This window comes from Mycobacterium sp. E1386 (assembly GCF_001672745.1).
Lineage (GTDB): Bacteria > Actinomycetota > Actinomycetes > Mycobacteriales > Mycobacteriaceae > Mycobacterium.
Genome location: NZ_LZKH01000054.1, coordinates 1 through 16,817 on the forward strand (window position 1 = coordinate 1; position 16,817 = coordinate 16,817).

General features: G+C 64.3%; 20 protein-coding genes and 1 pseudogene. 6 read left to right on the forward strand and 15 right to left on the reverse strand.

Going from position 1 to position 16,817, the window contains the following annotated elements:
- Positions 1–235 precede the first annotated feature (235 nt).
- From A5709_RS05200 to A5709_RS05220, 5 genes are all read right to left on the reverse strand, one after another.
- Positions 236–799, reverse strand: coding sequence for an amidohydrolase family protein (locus A5709_RS05200; protein ID WP_156767971.1), 564 nt, complete (start codon positions 797–799; stop codon positions 236–238).
- A 145-nt stretch (positions 800–944) separates the two neighbouring features.
- Positions 945–1,634, reverse strand: coding sequence for a TetR/AcrR family transcriptional regulator (locus A5709_RS05205; protein ID WP_067784112.1), 690 nt, complete (start codon positions 1,632–1,634; stop codon positions 945–947).
- Between the two features lie 116 nt (positions 1,635–1,750).
- Positions 1,751–2,188: a nuclear transport factor 2 family protein gene (locus tag A5709_RS05210; RefSeq protein ID WP_067951458.1), complete on the reverse strand. Its 438-nt coding sequence runs from the start codon at positions 2,186–2,188 to the stop codon at positions 1,751–1,753.
- Positions 2,185–3,408, reverse strand: a complete 1,224-nt coding sequence (locus A5709_RS05215) for a CaiB/BaiF CoA-transferase family protein (protein WP_068118492.1) — start codon at positions 3,406–3,408, stop codon at positions 2,185–2,187. The genes A5709_RS05210 and A5709_RS05215 overlap by 4 nt, the downstream gene beginning before the upstream one ends.
- 25 nt (positions 3,409–3,433) lie before the next feature.
- Positions 3,434–5,029, reverse strand: coding sequence for a GMC family oxidoreductase (locus A5709_RS05220; RefSeq protein ID WP_068118494.1), 1,596 nt, complete (start codon positions 5,027–5,029; stop codon positions 3,434–3,436).
- A gap of 821 nt (positions 5,030–5,850) precedes the next feature.
- Between A5709_RS05220 and A5709_RS05225 the strand changes: the two genes are divergently transcribed.
- Positions 5,851–6,309: a Zn-ribbon domain-containing OB-fold protein gene (locus tag A5709_RS05225; RefSeq protein ID WP_068118496.1), complete on the forward strand. Its 459-nt coding sequence runs from the start codon at positions 5,851–5,853 to the stop codon at positions 6,307–6,309.
- Here the strand turns inward: A5709_RS05225 and A5709_RS05230 are convergent.
- Genes A5709_RS05230 through A5709_RS05245 form a run of 4 tightly spaced genes read right to left on the reverse strand, consistent with a single transcriptional unit; the run spans position 6,283 to position 8,544 of the window.
- Positions 6,283–6,930 (reverse strand): TetR/AcrR family transcriptional regulator, encoded by a 648-nt coding sequence (locus A5709_RS05230; RefSeq protein ID WP_082973785.1) that lies wholly within the window; start codon positions 6,928–6,930, stop codon positions 6,283–6,285. The genes A5709_RS05225 and A5709_RS05230 overlap by 27 nt on opposite strands.
- 7 nt (positions 6,931–6,937) lie before the next feature.
- Positions 6,938–7,204 carry a cytochrome C oxidase subunit IV family protein gene (locus A5709_RS05235; RefSeq protein WP_068011725.1) on the reverse strand — a complete coding sequence of 89 codons (267 nt, stop codon included), beginning with the start codon at positions 7,202–7,204 and terminating at the stop codon, positions 6,938–6,940.
- A gap of 3 nt (positions 7,205–7,207) precedes the next feature.
- Complete coding sequence (locus A5709_RS05240; RefSeq protein WP_068011735.1) at positions 7,208–7,801, reverse strand: cytochrome c oxidase subunit 3; 594 nt, start codon at positions 7,799–7,801, stop codon at positions 7,208–7,210.
- An 11-nt stretch (positions 7,802–7,812) separates the two neighbouring features.
- Positions 7,813–8,544 (reverse strand): hypothetical protein, encoded by a 732-nt coding sequence (locus A5709_RS05245; protein WP_156767972.1) that lies wholly within the window; start codon positions 8,542–8,544, stop codon positions 7,813–7,815.
- Between the two features lie 109 nt (positions 8,545–8,653).
- On the opposite strand from A5709_RS05245, the gene A5709_RS05250 reads away from it, so the two are divergent.
- Together A5709_RS05250 and A5709_RS05255 are read left to right on the forward strand one after the other, a co-directional pair.
- Positions 8,654–9,526, forward strand: coding sequence for an NAD(P)-dependent oxidoreductase (locus A5709_RS05250; RefSeq protein ID WP_068118510.1), 873 nt, complete (start codon positions 8,654–8,656; stop codon positions 9,524–9,526).
- Positions 9,527–9,686: 160 nt separating this feature from the next.
- Positions 9,687–10,436, forward strand: coding sequence for an alpha/beta fold hydrolase (locus tag A5709_RS05255; protein ID WP_068118512.1), 750 nt, complete (start codon positions 9,687–9,689; stop codon positions 10,434–10,436).
- Here the strand turns inward: A5709_RS05255 and A5709_RS29070 are convergent.
- The 5 genes from A5709_RS29070 to A5709_RS05275 form a co-directional block, all read right to left on the reverse strand.
- On the reverse strand, positions 10,429–10,551 hold the full coding sequence (locus tag A5709_RS29070) for a hypothetical protein (protein WP_255403417.1): 123 nt from the start codon (positions 10,549–10,551) through the stop codon (positions 10,429–10,431). The genes A5709_RS05255 and A5709_RS29070 overlap by 8 nt on opposite strands.
- Positions 10,552–10,769: 218 nt before the next feature.
- A complete protein-coding gene (locus A5709_RS05260; RefSeq protein WP_068011729.1) occupies positions 10,770–10,964 on the reverse strand; it encodes a ferredoxin in 195 nt (64 codons plus the stop codon).
- On the reverse strand, positions 10,961–12,505 hold the full coding sequence (locus A5709_RS05265; RefSeq protein WP_068118518.1) for a class I adenylate-forming enzyme family protein: 1,545 nt from the start codon (positions 12,503–12,505) through the stop codon (positions 10,961–10,963). The genes A5709_RS05260 and A5709_RS05265 overlap by 4 nt, the downstream gene beginning before the upstream one ends.
- Positions 12,506–12,533: 28 nt before the next feature.
- The gene (locus tag A5709_RS05270; protein ID WP_068118513.1) at positions 12,534–13,727 is read right to left on the reverse strand and encodes a thiolase family protein; all 1,194 of its coding nucleotides are present in this window, start codon (positions 13,725–13,727) and stop codon (positions 12,534–12,536) included.
- Entirely contained in the window at positions 13,727–14,185 is a 459-nt protein-coding gene (locus A5709_RS05275; protein WP_068011731.1) for a MaoC family dehydratase, read from the reverse strand. The genes A5709_RS05270 and A5709_RS05275 overlap by 1 nt, the downstream gene beginning before the upstream one ends.
- A gap of 104 nt (positions 14,186–14,289) precedes the next feature.
- On the opposite strand from A5709_RS05275, the gene A5709_RS05280 reads away from it, so the two are divergent.
- The 3 genes from A5709_RS05280 to A5709_RS05290 are packed head-to-tail and all read left to right on the forward strand — an operon-like array spanning position 14,290 to position 16,372.
- Positions 14,290–15,480: a thiolase family protein gene (locus A5709_RS05280; protein WP_068011732.1), complete on the forward strand. Its 1,191-nt coding sequence runs from the start codon at positions 14,290–14,292 to the stop codon at positions 15,478–15,480.
- 1 nt (position 15,481) lies between these two features.
- Positions 15,482–15,907 (forward strand): Zn-ribbon domain-containing OB-fold protein, encoded by a 426-nt coding sequence (locus A5709_RS05285; RefSeq protein WP_068011733.1) that lies wholly within the window; start codon positions 15,482–15,484, stop codon positions 15,905–15,907.
- A gap of 3 nt (positions 15,908–15,910) precedes the next feature.
- Entirely contained in the window at positions 15,911–16,372 is a 462-nt protein-coding gene (locus A5709_RS05290) for a nuclear transport factor 2 family protein (protein WP_231986926.1), read from the forward strand.
- Positions 16,373–16,394: 22 nt separating this feature from the next.
- Here the strand turns inward: A5709_RS05290 and A5709_RS05295 are convergent.
- A pseudogene (locus tag A5709_RS05295) lies at positions 16,395–16,658 on the reverse strand (TetR/AcrR family transcriptional regulator); the annotation flags it as partial.
- Positions 16,659–16,817 lie beyond the last annotated feature (159 nt).

Consider the following 16,817-nt stretch of genomic DNA (forward strand, 5'->3'; position numbering starts at 1 on the left):
TTGTGCCGATGTGGGATCCGGAATTGTGCGCGGCCGAGGTGCGGCGTCTGGCCGACAAAGGCTGCAGGGCCATCAGCTTCCTCGAGGCACCGCACGCTTTCGGCTTCCCCAGCTTTCACAACGAGCACTGGGACCCGATGCTGACCGCGATGTCGGAGACGGGCAGCGTGCTGTGCATGCACATCGGGGCCAGCGGCGGCCTGATCACGCTGGCGCCTGACGCTCCGATCGACCATCACATCATCCTGCCCACCCAGCTCACGCTGATGGCCCTGCAGCCTTTGTCGGCCAGACGCCGCACCTCGGCCGCGCACAATTCCGGATCCCACATCGGCACAATGCCGATCGGGATGAACCGGCCCGGATGCGATCCGCACCACTCGTCGACGTGCCAGTCGTTGTAGGCCTTCAGCATGATCAGCGCGAGGTCCTTGTCCGCCGCCTCGCAGAACGTCCGCGCGTTGAACCCCGCCATGGTCGGGAAGTTCATGGACGCGAGGACGCCCCCGGCGTCCATATCGCGCACCCGCAGGTTGACGTCGTAGCAGGCGGGCCGAATCTCGGAGAACACGCCGGGGTTGAAGCCCCATTCCTCTTTGGGCCACGTGACCACCGCGCACATGCCGAACGGCGTCGAGGTCTCGATGCCCTGAAATACCCAGCGATCAATGCCCTCCGGGCTGCGCTCGACCTTTGGCGCCTGGTCCGCCCACTTCTGGGGGACATGGCCTTTGAACATATCCGGCGGTTCGATCACGTGGTCATCGATGCTCACCAAGATCATGTCGTCAAGATTCACCGCAAACTCTCCTCGCAGTCCGAGTCGGTGTATCCGCTATAGAAGAACACCGTTCTCATGCGAGGCTAGCCGACGCCGCAGCCCCAGGCAATGCTTGCGATACCCAGTACAGACCTTGTCCGGGTGCGCGCCTTTCGCGCCCCGGTCAGGGCCGGGTAAAGGCGGTTTCCAAGAAGGTCCAGAACTGGTCGAACGCGACGTTCTCGCCCACATAGAAGCCGAGCACGCGCGCTTGCAACATCTCCATCGTCGTGTGCAGCAAGATCGACGCGATCGTCGAATCATCTAGCGGCGGACTGCGCATACCGGCGTCACGGCACGCGGCAAGTAGCTCGGTCAGCGCTCGGTGCTGGGGCTGAAGCAAGGCCGAAAGCTCGGCCGGACGGGTTTCGCTGAGCCGCTGATGAAAGCTGACCAACGAGCGCTGCAATAGTGGCGGGGCCGGATCGGACGCCAACCACTCGGCTTGCATGAAGGCCCGAAGGCGATCCAGCGGGTCAGTGCCCGCTTCGGCGACCGCGGCCAGCTGCCGCTCGAGGCCGCCGAGCGTGGCTTCTTCGTAGATGGCCAGGAAAAGGTCGTCGGTACCGCTGAACGATTGGTAGAAAGACCGCAGTGACATGCCTGATCGTTCGACGACCTTTCGGACGGAGAGATTTTCCGCGCCTCCCTCACTGAGCAGTTCCAGCGCGATGTGCAGGAACCGGTCGCTGCGCGCCTGAGCCCGTTTGCGCACATCCTCGGTCGCCCGCTCCGTCGAGCGCACCCGCCAGCGCGACTCCGGCCGTGGCGCCGACGTCAACCAGGCCGATACGTCGGTGCCTGATTTGCTCACACACCACAGCGTAGCGAGTCGGCGTTTCCATTAGCCGATAACGTTGGCCTCGGCTAACGGATACACGTAGTGCTCATGATGAGAACATATAGAGATCTCAATGACGCACGGGGCCGTCACGTGCGTTGTTCGGCCGTCGCCGCCGGCCTGGCAAGGGTCTGCACGCGGCGATCGGTGAAGCGCCACACCCCGTCGGATCCGCGGGCCAATCTATCCAGGTAGCGCCCCGCCAGGGCGATGACCGTCGTACCTGCCTGACCGCTTCGGTCCAGCATTGCCCAACCACTCACAGCGCTCGCATGGTCGCCGTCGACGGTGATGACGGGATTGACGACAGCATGCAGAGTGCCAGGGCGGTCGGTGGGGCGCAGACCCGCCCACAGCGCCGCCAGCTCGGCGCGGCCCCGGTAGGTCCGTCCCATCGCGGCGAAGGAACAACTCTCGTCGAACAATTCGAGCAGTTCATCGGTCGCGCCGCTGTCGAGTAACGCGCAGTAGCGCTCGATCACCCCGCGGATACGCAGCTCGTCGACCAACGCGTCGGCGGCGGTCACGCGACGACGCCCTTGACCTTTAGATCGATGATGTCGTCCCAGTCCATGCCGAGGTCGTCGGTCAAAATCGCGTCCCCGTGTTCGTTGAAGTCGGGCGCGCGTCGCGTCGGTGCCGGCTCCTCGTCGAACTGGACGGGCGTGGCCACCAGCGGGTGCTTGTCACCCGAGGCGGCCTCGGCCTGCACCACATACCCGTTGGCGATGACCTGTGGGTCGGCGGTCACCTCGATAGAGTCCTGGACCGGCGCCCACTGGCCACGGAAGTCGCCGAGGCGTTGCTTCCATTCGGCAAGCGGCGCAGAGGCGAACCGCTCGGCGAGGATCGACCTCGCGACGGGGCTGTTCGCGGCGAAGCTTGCGACATCGGCGAACCGCTCGTCATCGACCAATTCGGCCAGGCCCATCACCCGACAAGTCTCGGGCCAGTAGTGAAATCCCTGCAGGCATGCCAATTGCAACCAGTGCCCGTCCGAGGTCTGGTAGGTGGCCACCAGCGGGTTGCCCACATCTGTGCCGACCGGGAACTGGCCCCAAGGATGGTTCAACTCGTGCGACAACGCGATGGCGGCCCCCATCGCCCACATCCCGGTGGCGAGAAGCGACACGTCGACAACCGGCGGCTGGCCCGTGCGTTCGCGATGCAGCAGTGCCGCCGAGATGCCGCCGGCGATGGTCATCGCACCGATCGAGTCGCCGTACGCAGGGGCCGGTTGGCCCGGAATAGACTCGAATTCAACGGGTTTGGCCCCGTAGGCCACCCCGGCGCGGCACCAGTAGCCCAGCACGTCGTATCCCCCGCGATCGGCGTCCGGGCCGCGCGAGCCGAACCCTGACCCACGGACGTAAACGATGTTGGGATTGGCGGCCCGGATGTCGTCGACGTCGATGCGCAGCTTGGAACGCACCGCGGGCAGCTTGTTGGTCAGGAAGACGTCGCAGGTCGCCGCCAACTTGTAGAGGATGCCGACGCCTTCGGGCGTGCTCAAATCCAAACCGATGCTTCGCTTTCCGCGATTGGAATGTTGAAGCAGCGGATGCCACGCACCACCGTCGAGGCCTAGGTTGCCGGTTGACATGATGCCTCGCATCGCGTCGCCGCGCTCGGCGGGTTCCACCTTGATCACCTCCGCGCCCCAGTCGGAGAGGATCGCCGAAGCCGCGGGAACGAAGGTGTGCTCGGCGACCTCGAGGACGCGGATCCCTTGCATCACAGCGGTCATGGCAACTGTCCTAACTGTCGATCGGTCATCGGTCCTCGAGGATCATTTCGGCGGCCCGCCAGGCCATCGCCATGATGGGGCCGTTGAGATTGCCCGCCACCATCGTCGGCAGGATGGACACGTCGACGACGCGCAGCCCGGGCACCCCACGCACACGCAGGCGGGCGTCCAACGGGTCGGATTCCGCCGGCCCCATCGCGCACGCCCCGGACGCGTGATACCCGGCGCCGCCGTAGAGCAGTCCTGCCCGCAGGATGCTGTCGTCGTCGTCGACCGCGGGCCCGGGTTCGATCTCCGAAAAGATCATGTCGGCGACGGGATGCTGCTCGACGATCTCCCGCATGCGCCGGAACATTGCCACCGATACCCTTTTGTCGTAATCGGTTTCGAGGTATGCGACCTCGACGCGCGGCGGCTGACCGGGATCGGCCGATCGAATCCGCACCGACCCCTGACTGGTCGGCCGCAGAACGAAGCCCAGGAGGGATAGGCCCGCCCGGCCTTCGATGCCCCCGTCCACGGGCCCGACACCCAACGAGAAGGGTGTCATGAGCACTTGGGCGTCGGGCCGTTCGCTCGCCGGGTCGGCGCGGATGAAAGTGAGCATGTCGTAGGCGGCGGTGCCGATCGGCCCCTTGCGGGTGGTCAGATAGCGCAGCCCCGCGCGCGCCTGCCCAACGGGGGTGGACAGAAACCGGTTGTAGCCCTTGTTCTCTTTGAGCCGCATCTGCAGCGGTATGCACCGGTGCTCGCGCAATCCTTCGCCGATTCGCGGGCTGTCCACCCTGACGTCGACGCCGGCCGCGGTCAATACTTCTTTCGGCCCAATCCCCGACAGTTGCAACAGCTTCGGAGTTGCCAAACTCCCGCACGAGATGATCACCTCGCGGGAGGCTCGAAGCTCCTGCTTGCCCTTGGCCGAACTCACCTCCACACCCACGGCGCGATCGGATTCGAAGACGATTCGTTGGGCGATCACGCCGGTCAGCACCGTGAGGTTGGGTCGCTTCATAGCGGGGTGCAGAAAAGCCCTCGCGGAGTTGACTCGTTTACCCTTCCGCATCGTGGCCGCGGTGTACCCCGTGCGCTCCTCGTCGGAGGCGTTGATGTCCTCGACCCGCTTGATGCCCAGAGTGGTCGCAGCATCCATCAGCGCCTCGGAGACCTCGTCGTGGGTGTTGATAACGCTTACACCGAGGGGGCCGCCGGCGCCGCGGACCGCGGAGGGGCCCAGACTGTGATCCTCGATAGTCCGGAAGACGCGCAGCATCTGGTCCCAGCCCCAGCCGGGATTGCCGCGGGCGACGATATCGTCGTAGTCGGCCGCCTGCCCCCTGTTGTAGACCAGCCCATTGATCGAACTCGACCCGCCGAGTAGCTTGCCCCTGACCCAATGCTCCTGCTGTCGGTGCGGCCCAAACGGTTCCACGTCGTATTCCCACACGTAGCGCGGGTTTTTCATCAAAAACGCGAAGCCCTTGGGCATTGACACCAACGGGTTGCGGTCGGTGCCGCCAGCCTCGAGGAGCAAGACTTTGTTGCCGGGGTCCACACTGAGCCGATCAGCCAATACGCACCCCGCAGACCCGCCACCCACCACGACGTAGTCGAACTCGCTCACCGTCAGCCCTTCCGAGTCGGCGTACTCGCTGCACGAGAACAGTGTTCTCAGCAGAGTAGCCTCGGCGGTTCAGCGACGGAAGTACCTCAGCGAATCCCTAGCGTCCGGGCGGTGCTGCGCGCCTGATGATTGAGATGATGGCGAACAATGGATCGCATCAGCGACAACGAGTTTCGCTGACTCCTCGGTCGGCGGAATGATCACCGTGCTTGGAACGGGTCCCTATCGCCGGGCATACAGGGCATCACCTCGGGCGGGAAGCCGATCACCGGCCGAATGAGCATGCCTCCCGTCAGGCCGCAGTACTGTACACGGCAACCTTTACGCTGTACAAGTAGTCAGCCGGACTGCAGGGCCCGCGGCCGAGTGGAGGGAAGTCCAGATGTCCGGCGGCGATGCACCGAACGCGCGCCACCACTTTCGAGTAAGACGGAACTCGGGTTCCGAGCGGGGTGAACCTGTACAGCATGAACGCCCTGCCCACGAGCCGAGCCTCGCAGTCCTCATGCCGGCTATCCAGCCGACACCGGCTCCCCCGCGCCAAGAGACAACGCCACAAATCCGGCTATGCACATAGCTTTTGATCGGTGCAATCCACCGCACGGCCGCGCAGCCAACGACCGGCGAATTTGGCCTTATCTCCAAACGCTGCACATGGATTTCGGGAGACCGACGTGCCCGCCCCACCCGGATGGACATATCTGAGCGATATGCGGGTTGGAACTCACTGGCAGATCTCATGATCGCTTGCTATCGGTTACACGGCCTCGGAACGACACCACGCAGTCCCTCAAACCAATATATAGTTTATTGTTTAAACCATGTCGATCGATTCCACCTACAGCCGGCCCGATTTCCGGCTCGCCCCCAGTCCTTCGACTGAGTCGCATGCCTTCTGGACCGGCGGGGCACGCGGTCAGCTGATGATCTACCGCTGCCGAGCGTGCGGACATTTCTTTCACCCACCGGGCCCGGCGTGTTGGCGCTGCCGCAGCACCGACGTTGGCCCAGAACCGGTGTCCGGACGAGCCACCGTGGCCGCGTACACCGTGAACCGCCAACCCTGGATTCCCGGTTTGGATCCGGCGTACATCGTCGCCATGGTGGAACTCGAGGACGAGCCCGATGTCCGCCTCATCACCAACGTCGTCGACGTATCGCGCGACGACATCCACGTCGGCCTGCCGGTCGAGGTCTTCTTCGAGGATTGGACCGAACCCACCGGCGATCCGGACAGCCATGTTTGGCTGCCGCTATTCCGGCCGGCGCGGTCGACCTGACACGTGCAACCCTGCCGAGATGATGAAGGACAATTCATCGATGATCTCTTCTGCGCTCGGCACCTCTTTATCGGAGGGATAGGTGTTTCGCAGAAAGGTCGCCGCAACACCGACGAACAACATCAGTAGCCGCAGCTGCAAGGCCGGCGAAGACGTCCGCAGACCCTGCGCCGAAAGATACTGTTCCATCGGTGTCACGATCGGGTCCAGAGTCGCGCTGATCCGGGCTCGCACACGATCGAGTTCGTCACCCGACGACTCATCGGCGAACACGTGCACCATCGCACGCGCGATCGACTGATTGCTCGACATGAACTCGTAGAACCCCGCGGTGAACCGACGAACCAATCGGTCATGGTCCATTGCCGTCAAGGTGGGGTCGTCGAGCCACCGCTGATGCAACCCGCCAACAGCATCCAGCAGAGGTGTCACCACCGCGTCGAAGAACAACTTTTCCTTATTGTCGAAGTATCGGAAGATCAGATCGTGCGAAACCCCCGCGCGCGAAGCGATTTCGCGTGTCGTCGCGCCGTATCCTCGCTCTGCGAATACCTCTCGGGCGGCCGCCTGGATCAATCCGGGCGCGCTCCCACGGCGGGCACGTTGACCTTGACCAGCCATCGCCCGCTCAGAGCCAGAGGTACATACCGGCGAGAACCATCCACAAGATGATGCAATACGCCTCGAAAGGTGCCCGTAGCAAGAGCGGCGCGTTGCGCAATTCCATGAAGTCGAGCCCGACAAACCGGACCTTGACCACCGCCAGCCCCAGCACGACCACGCCGACTGTCGAACCGACTCCGTGGTCCGCGCCCAGCGCCCACGACAACATCGTCACCATGACAAGCACCAGCCATACGAGGGTGGAGCGCGCGCGCAGCAATGCGAAGGTCATCGGTCAACTCACCAGATACAGCAACGCGAACAGGATTATCCACAATAGGTCGACGAGGTGCCAGAAGCAGGCTCCGCCCTCGACGACGGCCATCCGCGTCGCGCTGAGGCTGCTGCGGCGCGCCTGCGTCAGCAGCAGGATGAGCACGCCCGCGCCGATCAGCACGTGGAAGAGGTGCAGGCCGGTCAGGATGAAGAAGTAGAGGTAGAAGTTGTTCTCGGTCGGGACATGCCCGGCGGTGACCTTGGCCGTGTATTCGACGCACTTGAGCCCGATGAAAATGAGACCGCAGACCAGTGCCCCGGCGAGCATCAATTGCGCGGCTCCGCGCTGCGACTGCCGGATTGCGCGAACAGCGGTCACCACGAGCAGCGAGCTGGTCAGCAGGACCAGCGTGTTCGTCAGGCCGATGCCGATGCTGAGCGTGTGCCGCGACGTGTCGAACAGCTCGGGCGCCTGCGCGCGCTGGTACATGAACGTCGCAAAGAAGACCCCGAAGACCACCATGTCGCCGAACAGGAAAATCCATACGCCGGGTTCGCCGGGCACATGCGTGGTCGGCCGGACGCTGGAGTGCTCGCCGACGGTCGTCCGCATGGATGTCAGAATCACGCCGCGGGTTCCCATTCCCGGTTCGCCGCGCGCTCTTCCCGTTCGGCGGCTTCGACATCGACGGCTTTGGTGAGCATGATCGCGGTCACGACCATCCAGATGCAGAACACGGTCAGGGGAATCCAGAAGGCGAACATGCCGTTCCACGCCAGCGGCCCCGTCTTGAACAGATAGATGGCGCATCCGGGAACGCCGAGCACGGCGTACCAGATGTTGAAGTAGCCGAACCACCGCGGGAAGCTCGGCACCCGGCGTCTGTCGATGAACACGCAGAACGCCAGGATGACCACCTGGGTGATCAACGGGCCGACCATTCCGACGAAGACGAACCAGAACAAATCGCTGAGCGCCTGTGTCACATCGGGATTGCGCTCGGGGCGGTACGCGGCCGCCACGGCGAACAGCGCGCACAGCGAGAAGCCGAACGGGAACGTCACGCTCAGCAATAGCTGAGTCAAAGACATGACGCCCCAATAACCTTCGATCCGGCGTACCTGGCGCGACAGCAGGGCGAAGAACGGCGCGAAAAGGTAGGCAAGCAGGATCATCAGGGCGAGACCGATTCGGATGCGCAACTGGTTGTCACTGTAAATCCGCGCCGTCTGCTCGGCGGTAAGAGCGGGGCTCATCGGCGGGATGAGTCCGGCGATAAACCAGAACATCACAAGAAAACCGCCAAGCATGGCCACTCCGAGCCATGCCGAGGCCTTTTCAATTCTTACGTGCATGGCTGCTCCTTGCCGAGGCTGCGTTGAGGTGACGTTATCGGCCGTTTTCACAATTAGTCAATCATTGGTCTACTAAGCTGGCGGCCGCACACACCGAGAGGAGTGCACAGTGTCCAACACCGTCGGCTTCATTGGAGCGGGTCAGTTGGGTGAGCCCATGGTGCTGCGCCTGCTTCAGGCCGGCGTGCCCGTCACGACGTATGCGAGGCGGCCCGAGGTACGCGATCGCCTGGAAGCACGCGGCGCTCGACTTGTCGGTTCGGTGGCCGAACTCGCCGCTGGCGCCGACATTCTGATCTCGTGCTTGTTCTCCGACGCACAACTTATGGAGATCGGATCGGGGCCCGAAGGCTTCATCGCCAACGCCAAGCGCGGCGGCATCTTCGTCTCCCACACGACCGGCACGCTGACGACGCTCAAGTCCTTGGGTGACCATCCATCCGCGCCGGCGATCCTCGATGCGCCGGTGAGCGGCACCGCCGACGACATCGCCGCCGGCACCCTTACCGTACTCATCGGCGGACCGACCGGAGCGGTGCAAACGGTGTCGCCGGTATTAGCGGCCTACGCGAACCCGATCGTCCCCACCGGGGAACTGGGTAGCGCCTTGGCGCTGAAACTCATCAACAACCTGCTCTTTGCAGCGAACGCCCAGTTGGTCGCCGCCGCAACAGAATTGGGCGCGTCGATGGGCGTCGCCCCCGATGCCCTGCTGGCCGCACTCGAGGTATGCAGCGCGGGAAGTCGCGTCGCCGCACACATGCAGCAGGTCGGCGGCATGAAACCGTTCACCGAGCTCGCGGGATCTTTCCTTCGCAAGGACGTCGCTGCGTGCCTGGAGGCAGCCGCGCAGGCGGGTGCCGATCTGGGTCTGCTCGGCAAAGTTGTCGCTAAGGGTCCCCTGCCACTCAACCCCGTTGGACAAAATGACACAGAAGACAGGAGGCGCGTCGATGATCCGTCTGGAGAGCCTATTGGGTAGCGAGCACCGCATCACCGCTTCGATGCTTGCCGGCAGGAATCTCTCGCCGAGCCCGCGTCAGCGACGCGGAGTGGCCTGCCTCCACATCCGCAATGACTCCGCGTACCAATCCGACTCCCGCGCCAATAAGCGCGCTTCGCGGTTCCGCTGAGGACTTCGGATGCCGCTCCCCGATCTCGTTCTCGTCCATGGCGGCGAGCATGCGGGCGACTGCTGGGATCTGACCGTCGCGGAGTTGCGCCGCCAGGAACCAGAACTCCGCATCCTCGCGGTCGACCTTCCCGGTCACGGCTCGAAACCGGGTGACCTGGCGGCGGCCACCATCGGCGCCTGGGTGGACTCCGTGGTCGCCGATATCGATGATGCGGGTTTCGGCGAGACGGTGATCGTGGGCCACTCGATGGCGGGGGTGACCGTGCCCGGGGTGGTGGCCCGGCTGGGGTCGTCGCGCGTCCGTGAGATGGTTTTGGCGGCGGCGTTCGTGCCTCGTCAGGGGGAAGCGATCGTGGACACGCTCGACGGTCCGCTGGCGTGGTTCGCTCGGCGCGGCGCCGCGAGAGGAAAGCCACTGAAAGTCCCGGCTTTCGCTGCGCGCTACGCGTTCTGCAATGGCATGACAAGAGAGCAGCGCGAGTTCGCGATGTCGCGGCTGTACCCCGAGGCGGTGGCGATCGTAATTGAACCGGTGGACCGCCGTGACCTGCCGGCAGGCATACCGCGCACCTGGATTCTCACCACACGCGACCGCGCGCTGTCCGTAGCGTCCCAACGCCGCAGTATCGACGCGCTCGGCGGGGTACAGATCACAGTCGAGGTCGGCACGTGCCATGACCTGATGATCAGTCACCCGATTCGTTCAGCGCAGATCCTTCTCGACCGGTGCCGCCAGTACGAGAAATTGGTCAGGTGATCGCGCCGTCGTGCTTCAGCTCGGGCAGGCCGGCATCGCCGATACCCATATCGCAAAGCGCCTCGTCGGTGCGCACTCGGTGATCATCGGCACCTAGTGAGATCCGCTGGCGCACATTCGGATTGCGGTGGATTGGCCTGCGGTACCCCGCCGGTGAACGGATTGCGGGGCCGGTGGCTGTGACCGCACGCCTTCGGCGGCAGACAGGCCTACGGCATGGCGAGGTTGACTTCGAACGCATCGCCCACACCCTCACCACGCGAAGGACACATCGATGATCGACGCCGGTCGATGTTGTCGCCGTATGATCCCCCGGCATCAACGAAAAAGGCGTTAGCCCTCTTCGAGCACAAGTGCCATTTCGGGACAGGCCGCGACGCCGTCGCGCATCTTGCGCTCGTCTTCGGGCTTGACTTCGTGTTCTTCCACTGTGCTGTAACCGGAGTCGTCGATCGGAAACAACTCCGGATCCACGGCATAGCACTGCGCGTGCCCCACACACCGGGACTGCTCGAGGCGGACTTTCATACGGGCTCCTCACTTCTGTGGCGTAGTTCGACATCGGCTCTGAGCCGCTTCTTGTCGATTTTTCCGCTCGCCAGGGTCGGCAGTTCGTCGACGATCACCAGCCGTCTTGGGATCTTGTAACCGGCCAGCTTGCCGCGGACGCGGTCTTGTACCGTTTCCAACGTGACGGATGCTCGCGGCTTTAGGGTGACGACCGCACAGACTGTTTCGCCCCACTTGTCGTGGGGCGTTCCGATGACCGCGCAGGCTGCGATGCCCTCGACCCGGCTTACCGCATCCTCCACCTCGGGTGAGTAGACGTTTTCGCCGCCGGTGATGATCACGTCCTTCTTGCGATCGACCAGATAGAGCAGCCCACGCTCGTCGAATGTGCCAATGTCACCGGTGTGGCACCAACCGTCACGCAAGGTGGCCAGCGTCGCTGCATGATCGTCCCAGTAGCCGCGAAAACACGAGTTCGATTGCACAGCAATCTCGCCCGGCTCACCGACCGGCAGGTCAGCGCCGTCGTCCCCGACGATTCGGACCCGAAAGCCCGGAAACGGAAACCCAACGGATCGCAGGACGTCCGATCCGTCGACCGTGTGCAGTTCGCGGGGCAGTCCGGAGACGATCACCTCGGTCTGCCCGTACAGGTTCAGATAGCCGGCTGATGGAATCATCGCCAACGCCCGCTCGAGGACGCCTATGGGCATCGGCGCGGCAGAGTAGACGATCGTCTTCAGCGATTCGATATCCCGAGCGTCGGTCACCGCGTCCAGCAGCGCTCCCAGCATCACCGGCGCCAGATGCAGGAGTGTGATGCGCTCCTCGCAGACAAGACGAACCGCGTCTACCGGATCAAAATGATGCTGCAACACCACCGTTCCACCACGGGCATGCAATCCGGCGATGATCGCCATGGCACCGACGTGGAACATCGGCATGTTGATCAATCCGCGATCGCCTGAACCCGTCCGCATCTCGGCGTTCATGGTGAACGCGACGCGTCGCTGCTCTCGTTGGCCAAGGATGCAACATTTCGCTGCACCGGTGGTGCCGCTGGTGAAGATCAGATAGGCGATGTCGTCGGGTCGTGCACGCAGCACTGGTTCGCCGCGGGCGCCTCTGGCGACAAACTCTTCGAAATTGACCATCCCGTCGGGGCAGGCTCCGCCGATGCATACCAGCACCGGCCGGGCCTGCAGTTCATGCGCGAGGTCAGAGACCATCGGCGCGAACTCGTCCGCGACGAAGACTATCGATGGCCGCACGCGCGCCAGCGCGTCGCGCACCTCATCACGCAACAACCGAAAGTTGACCGTCGCCATGATGATTCCGCTCAGCTGACAAGCGGCCATCACCTCGCCGAACTCGACACTGTTGCGGCTCAGTATCGCGATGCGGTCCTGGCGTCGCGCACCGGCCGACGCCATGGCGGAGATCAGTTGCACGGCCCGCTCGCGCAGCGCCGCATGGGAAATTTCGCGATCACCGTGACGGTACGCAATCACGTCGGGGAAACGTCGGGCATTGCCGGTGACGATGTCGGCCAACGTCATCGACGCTTCGTCCGGTTCGGACACCACGTTACCGGCTGCTGAGCAGCATCGAGCCGGCGACGGGACCGCCACCCACCCCCACGACAACCACTTCGGGTGTCCTTGGCGCCTGCCGGTCGCCGGCCTCGCCCCACATCTGCACGCAGGCCTCATGCAGGAAACCCATGCCGTGCAGTCGCCCACCCGACAACTGCCCGCCGCTGGTGTTGATGGGTAGTTCCCCGTCGAGTGCGATGCGCTCGCCGCCCTCAATGAAGTCACCCACCTTGCCCTTCTCGCAGAGACCCAGAGCTTCCAGCCACATGACAGTCAGGAAGGAAAAGCCGTCGTAGACCTGGGCCATGTCGACGTCGTCGGGCGTCAATGTGGTGTTCTGCCAAAGCGTTTCGGATGAATCGTGAGCAGCCATTGTGGTGAGATCAGAACGCTGATCCCAGGTCGCACGCTCGAACATGCCGGGCCCGACGGACTCCACCGTCAACGGGTGGTGAGGCAGTCCCTTCGCGGCGTCGCTGCGCGAGATGATTACGGCCGTGGCTCCGTCGCAGGGAACGTCGCAGTCGTAAAGACAAAGCGGCTCGGAGATCATTCGCGCACCGAGGTAGTCGTCCATCGTCATCGGCTCACGGTAGACGGCCTCGGGGTTCAGTCCGGCGTTGCGGCGGGCGTTGATCGCGATTGCACCGAGTTGTTCTCGGGTCATGCCGTAGTCATGCATGTACCGCTGCGTGGGCATGGCCAGCCAGTTCGCCGCGGACAACGCGCCGAACGGCGCGACCCACTCGAGGTGGGGAGGCAGCTTGCCGCCTCCGAACAACACCGACGCCCGGCCACCGCCGCTCTGCTGGGCTGCAGTGGATTCCCACACAGACCTGAACACGACGACGTGGTTCGCCAGTCCCATTGTGACCGCCATGCATGCCTCGATCGCCGGGCCGACCTGACCGGCCGTCTCCAGCGACGACACATACCAGCGAGACCGAAGCCCGAGTGCGTTGCGCACGTCTTGGACACCGGCGCCCGAAAATCCGGGATCGGGCACTCCGGGCCCGGGGTAGCTGGCGATACCGTCGATGTCGTCGACGTCCAGTCCGGCGTCGGCGATCGCACGCAGCACCGCCTCCAGCGTCAGGTCGAGCCCGGTCCGGCCCAACCTACGGCCGACCTGCGACTTACCCGCACCGGTTATGACCGCCTTGCCGTCGAATGGACCACCGCGCATCAGAACACGTACCTGGCGATCAACTCCGCGACGGCGGCGGGCTTCTGCGACCCGTCGATCTCGACGGTGTGCCGGACGGTGAGGTTGACGGTGTCGTCACCCGCTCTCACCGCGTCGGCGAGTTCCGAGCGCACCCGCACCCGACTGCCCGCCGTCACCGGCGCCAGGAACCGGACCTTGTTCAGCCCGTAGTTGATGCCCATCCTGGCGTTCTCCACGCGGTAATTGTCCTTGCTCAGGCCAGGAATGAGCGACAGGGTCAGAAAGCCGTGCGCGATGGTCGCGCCGTAGGGACTTTCGGTTTTCGCCCGCTCGACATCGACGTGGATCCACTGGTGGTCCACGGTCACGTCGGCGAACTGGTCGATACGCGACTGATCCACGTCGAACCACCGGCTGACCCCGAGTTCAGCGCCAATTGCCGCGACCGCCTCGTCTACCGACCCGATTGTCTTCATCCCACTCCCGTCAGACCGCTAATACAGATATCTATTTAACGGTATACTCTGGGCGCGAACCAGGGCGCCAATCGGCTGCCCGTCCGACAACCTTCGGGAGACACATGACGTCAACGACGTCGCGGGCCGCCATCGTGGCCGCCGCCCGTACACCAATCGGCACTGCCCGCAAAGGGACGCTGGCCCACGTGCCCGCCACCGACTTGGCCAAACCGGTCGTGGCCGCGGTTATCGAACGATCAGGACTTGACGCAGCCGATTTCGACGACCTCGTGCTAGCCGAGAGCCTGCAGGGCGGCGGGGACAGCGCCCGCTACGTCGCCGTCGACCTGGGACTGACCGGCATTCCCGGGATGGCGGTCAACCGGCAATGCGCATCGAGCCTTACCGCGGTCGCGGTGGCCGCAGGCCAGATTGCGGCGGGGATGAGTCGAACGATCCTGGCCGGCGGGATGGAGTCGTGTTCGACGACACCGCTGCTGCGGAAGCGCAAGCCGTTCACCGCGGGCAAGTCGCCGGATGACTACGAGGACCCGTGGTTCCCGCTGTCACACCCGTCGACCGCGGACGCGCCCGCCCTCGACATGTCCATCACGGTGGCACATAACTGCGCGGTCCAATACGGCCTCTCGCGCAGGGACCAAGACGAGTGGGCGGTGCGCAGCCACCAGCGCGCGGTGAAGGCCATCGACGCCGGCTCCTTCGTCGACGAGATCGTGCCGCTGCAGGTCCCGCAGGCCGACGGATCGACGGTCACCTTCGCCGAGGACGAACACCCGCGCCGCGACACCACCCTCGAGACGCTGGGCGGACTGAAGGTGCTGCATCCCGAGATCGAGGGGTTCACCGTGACCGCAGGAAATTCGTCGGGGATCAACGACGCCGCGGCGGTGGTCGCCCTAACCAGGCCTGACACCGACCAGGAGGTCTTGGCCAATGTCCTGTCGTGGAGTTCGGTCGGTGTGCCGCCGAATCGCACTGGGAGCGGACCTATCTCGGCCATCCCGAAAGCGCTGGAGTTGGCGGGCCGCAAAGTCGAGGACGTGGCGCTGTTCGAGATCAACGAGGCGTTCGCCGCCCAGGCGGTGGCATGCGCGCGCCAACTTGGCCTCAACGAGGAGATCGTCAACGTTTACGGATCCGGTATCAGCCTGGGTCATCCGATCGCCGCGACGGGCGCGCGGATGGTGACGTCGGCGATCTACGAACTGCGTCGACGCGGCGGAGGCATCGGTGTGCTGTCGATGTGCGCGGGTGGCGGAATGGGATCCGCAATGGCTATCGAGGTGGCATGACATGACTCAACTCATCGCAGACAATCTTTTTCGGGTCGAGGGCGAACGTGCCGTCCTCCTGGGATCGCGACGGCGGTCGACGGGCGTGGTGAAGTTCCCGGCGGAGCGGCCCGAACTGTTCGACGGCAACCCTGAAGTTCAGGCGGACATCGAGCCGATCGAGTTACCAACGGAGGGAACGCTTTTCACTTTCACGACGCAGGAGTTCGCCCCACCGCTGCCGTATAGGGGCCACCGCTCGCCGGACGCGTTCCGGCCGTACATAGTCGGGTTCATCCAGCTCGGGGAGCGCGTTCTTGTCGAGTCACTGATCATCGGTGCGCCTGCATCGAAACTGCGCATCGGTCAGCAGATGGTGAGCTCGACGACCACCTTGGAGACGGAAGCCGGCGAATCGTTGCTCACGTACGCGTTTCACCCGGCGTAGGACATGGCGATCGGGGAGACCATGGACGAGCTCGAATTGCGTCTACGCGTCGGCGTGCGCGATCTGCTGGCGAAGTACCAGTTCCTCGCCGACAGCGGCAAGACGGGCGAGCTTGCGCAGTTGTTCGTGCCCGATGCGACTTTCAGGACCGACACCGAGGAACTCGTCGGTCGCGACCAGATCCTCGACTTCTTCGTGCGCACCGGAAACGCCTTCGTGTCGGCAGACCTGCTGCCCGCGCGGCATCACCTCAGCTCGGTCTTCGTAACACCGGGCGATGACGGCACGGCCACCACGTACGCCTGCTTCCAACTCATCGGCGTACATGGGCTCGACCACTGGGGAACCTACCGGGACAAAGTGATCCACACGACGGACGGTTGGCGATTCGTCAACCGCAAAGCGAACGTGGAGGGCCACATCGCCGGTTCTCCGACGGTCAGCCTCCTCGGGCTCCAAGGATGAGCTGGTCATCCGCCATTAGACGCTAGGTCGTCTTGGCGCCGGCCATCGCGGCAACCGAATCTGCAAGCACCGCAATCATTTCAGTTCGGTCCACCGCAACCGACTGGGTCTGAACCGCGTACCACGCGCGGTCCAGCATGCCCATTGCGGCGACCCCGATCACCTCCGGCGAATGCGGGCCATCGGCGCAGATCGCCTGCCCCAGTTTCCACGCTGCCCGCGTCATCATGTGGTTACGCGAGCGGCGGAACTCCTCATCGTCGGGAGCCGTGTGTGCCGCGGCGATGCAGTCACCGGATCCTGATGCCGTGCGCCGTTGGGTCGGTGAGTATTTCGACTACATGGACCGCCACGGCGCGTTCGTCACTGCCGCGGCACACACGGCTCCCGACGATGAGGAGTTCCGCCGCTCGCGTAACCACATGATGACGCGGGCAGCGTGGCA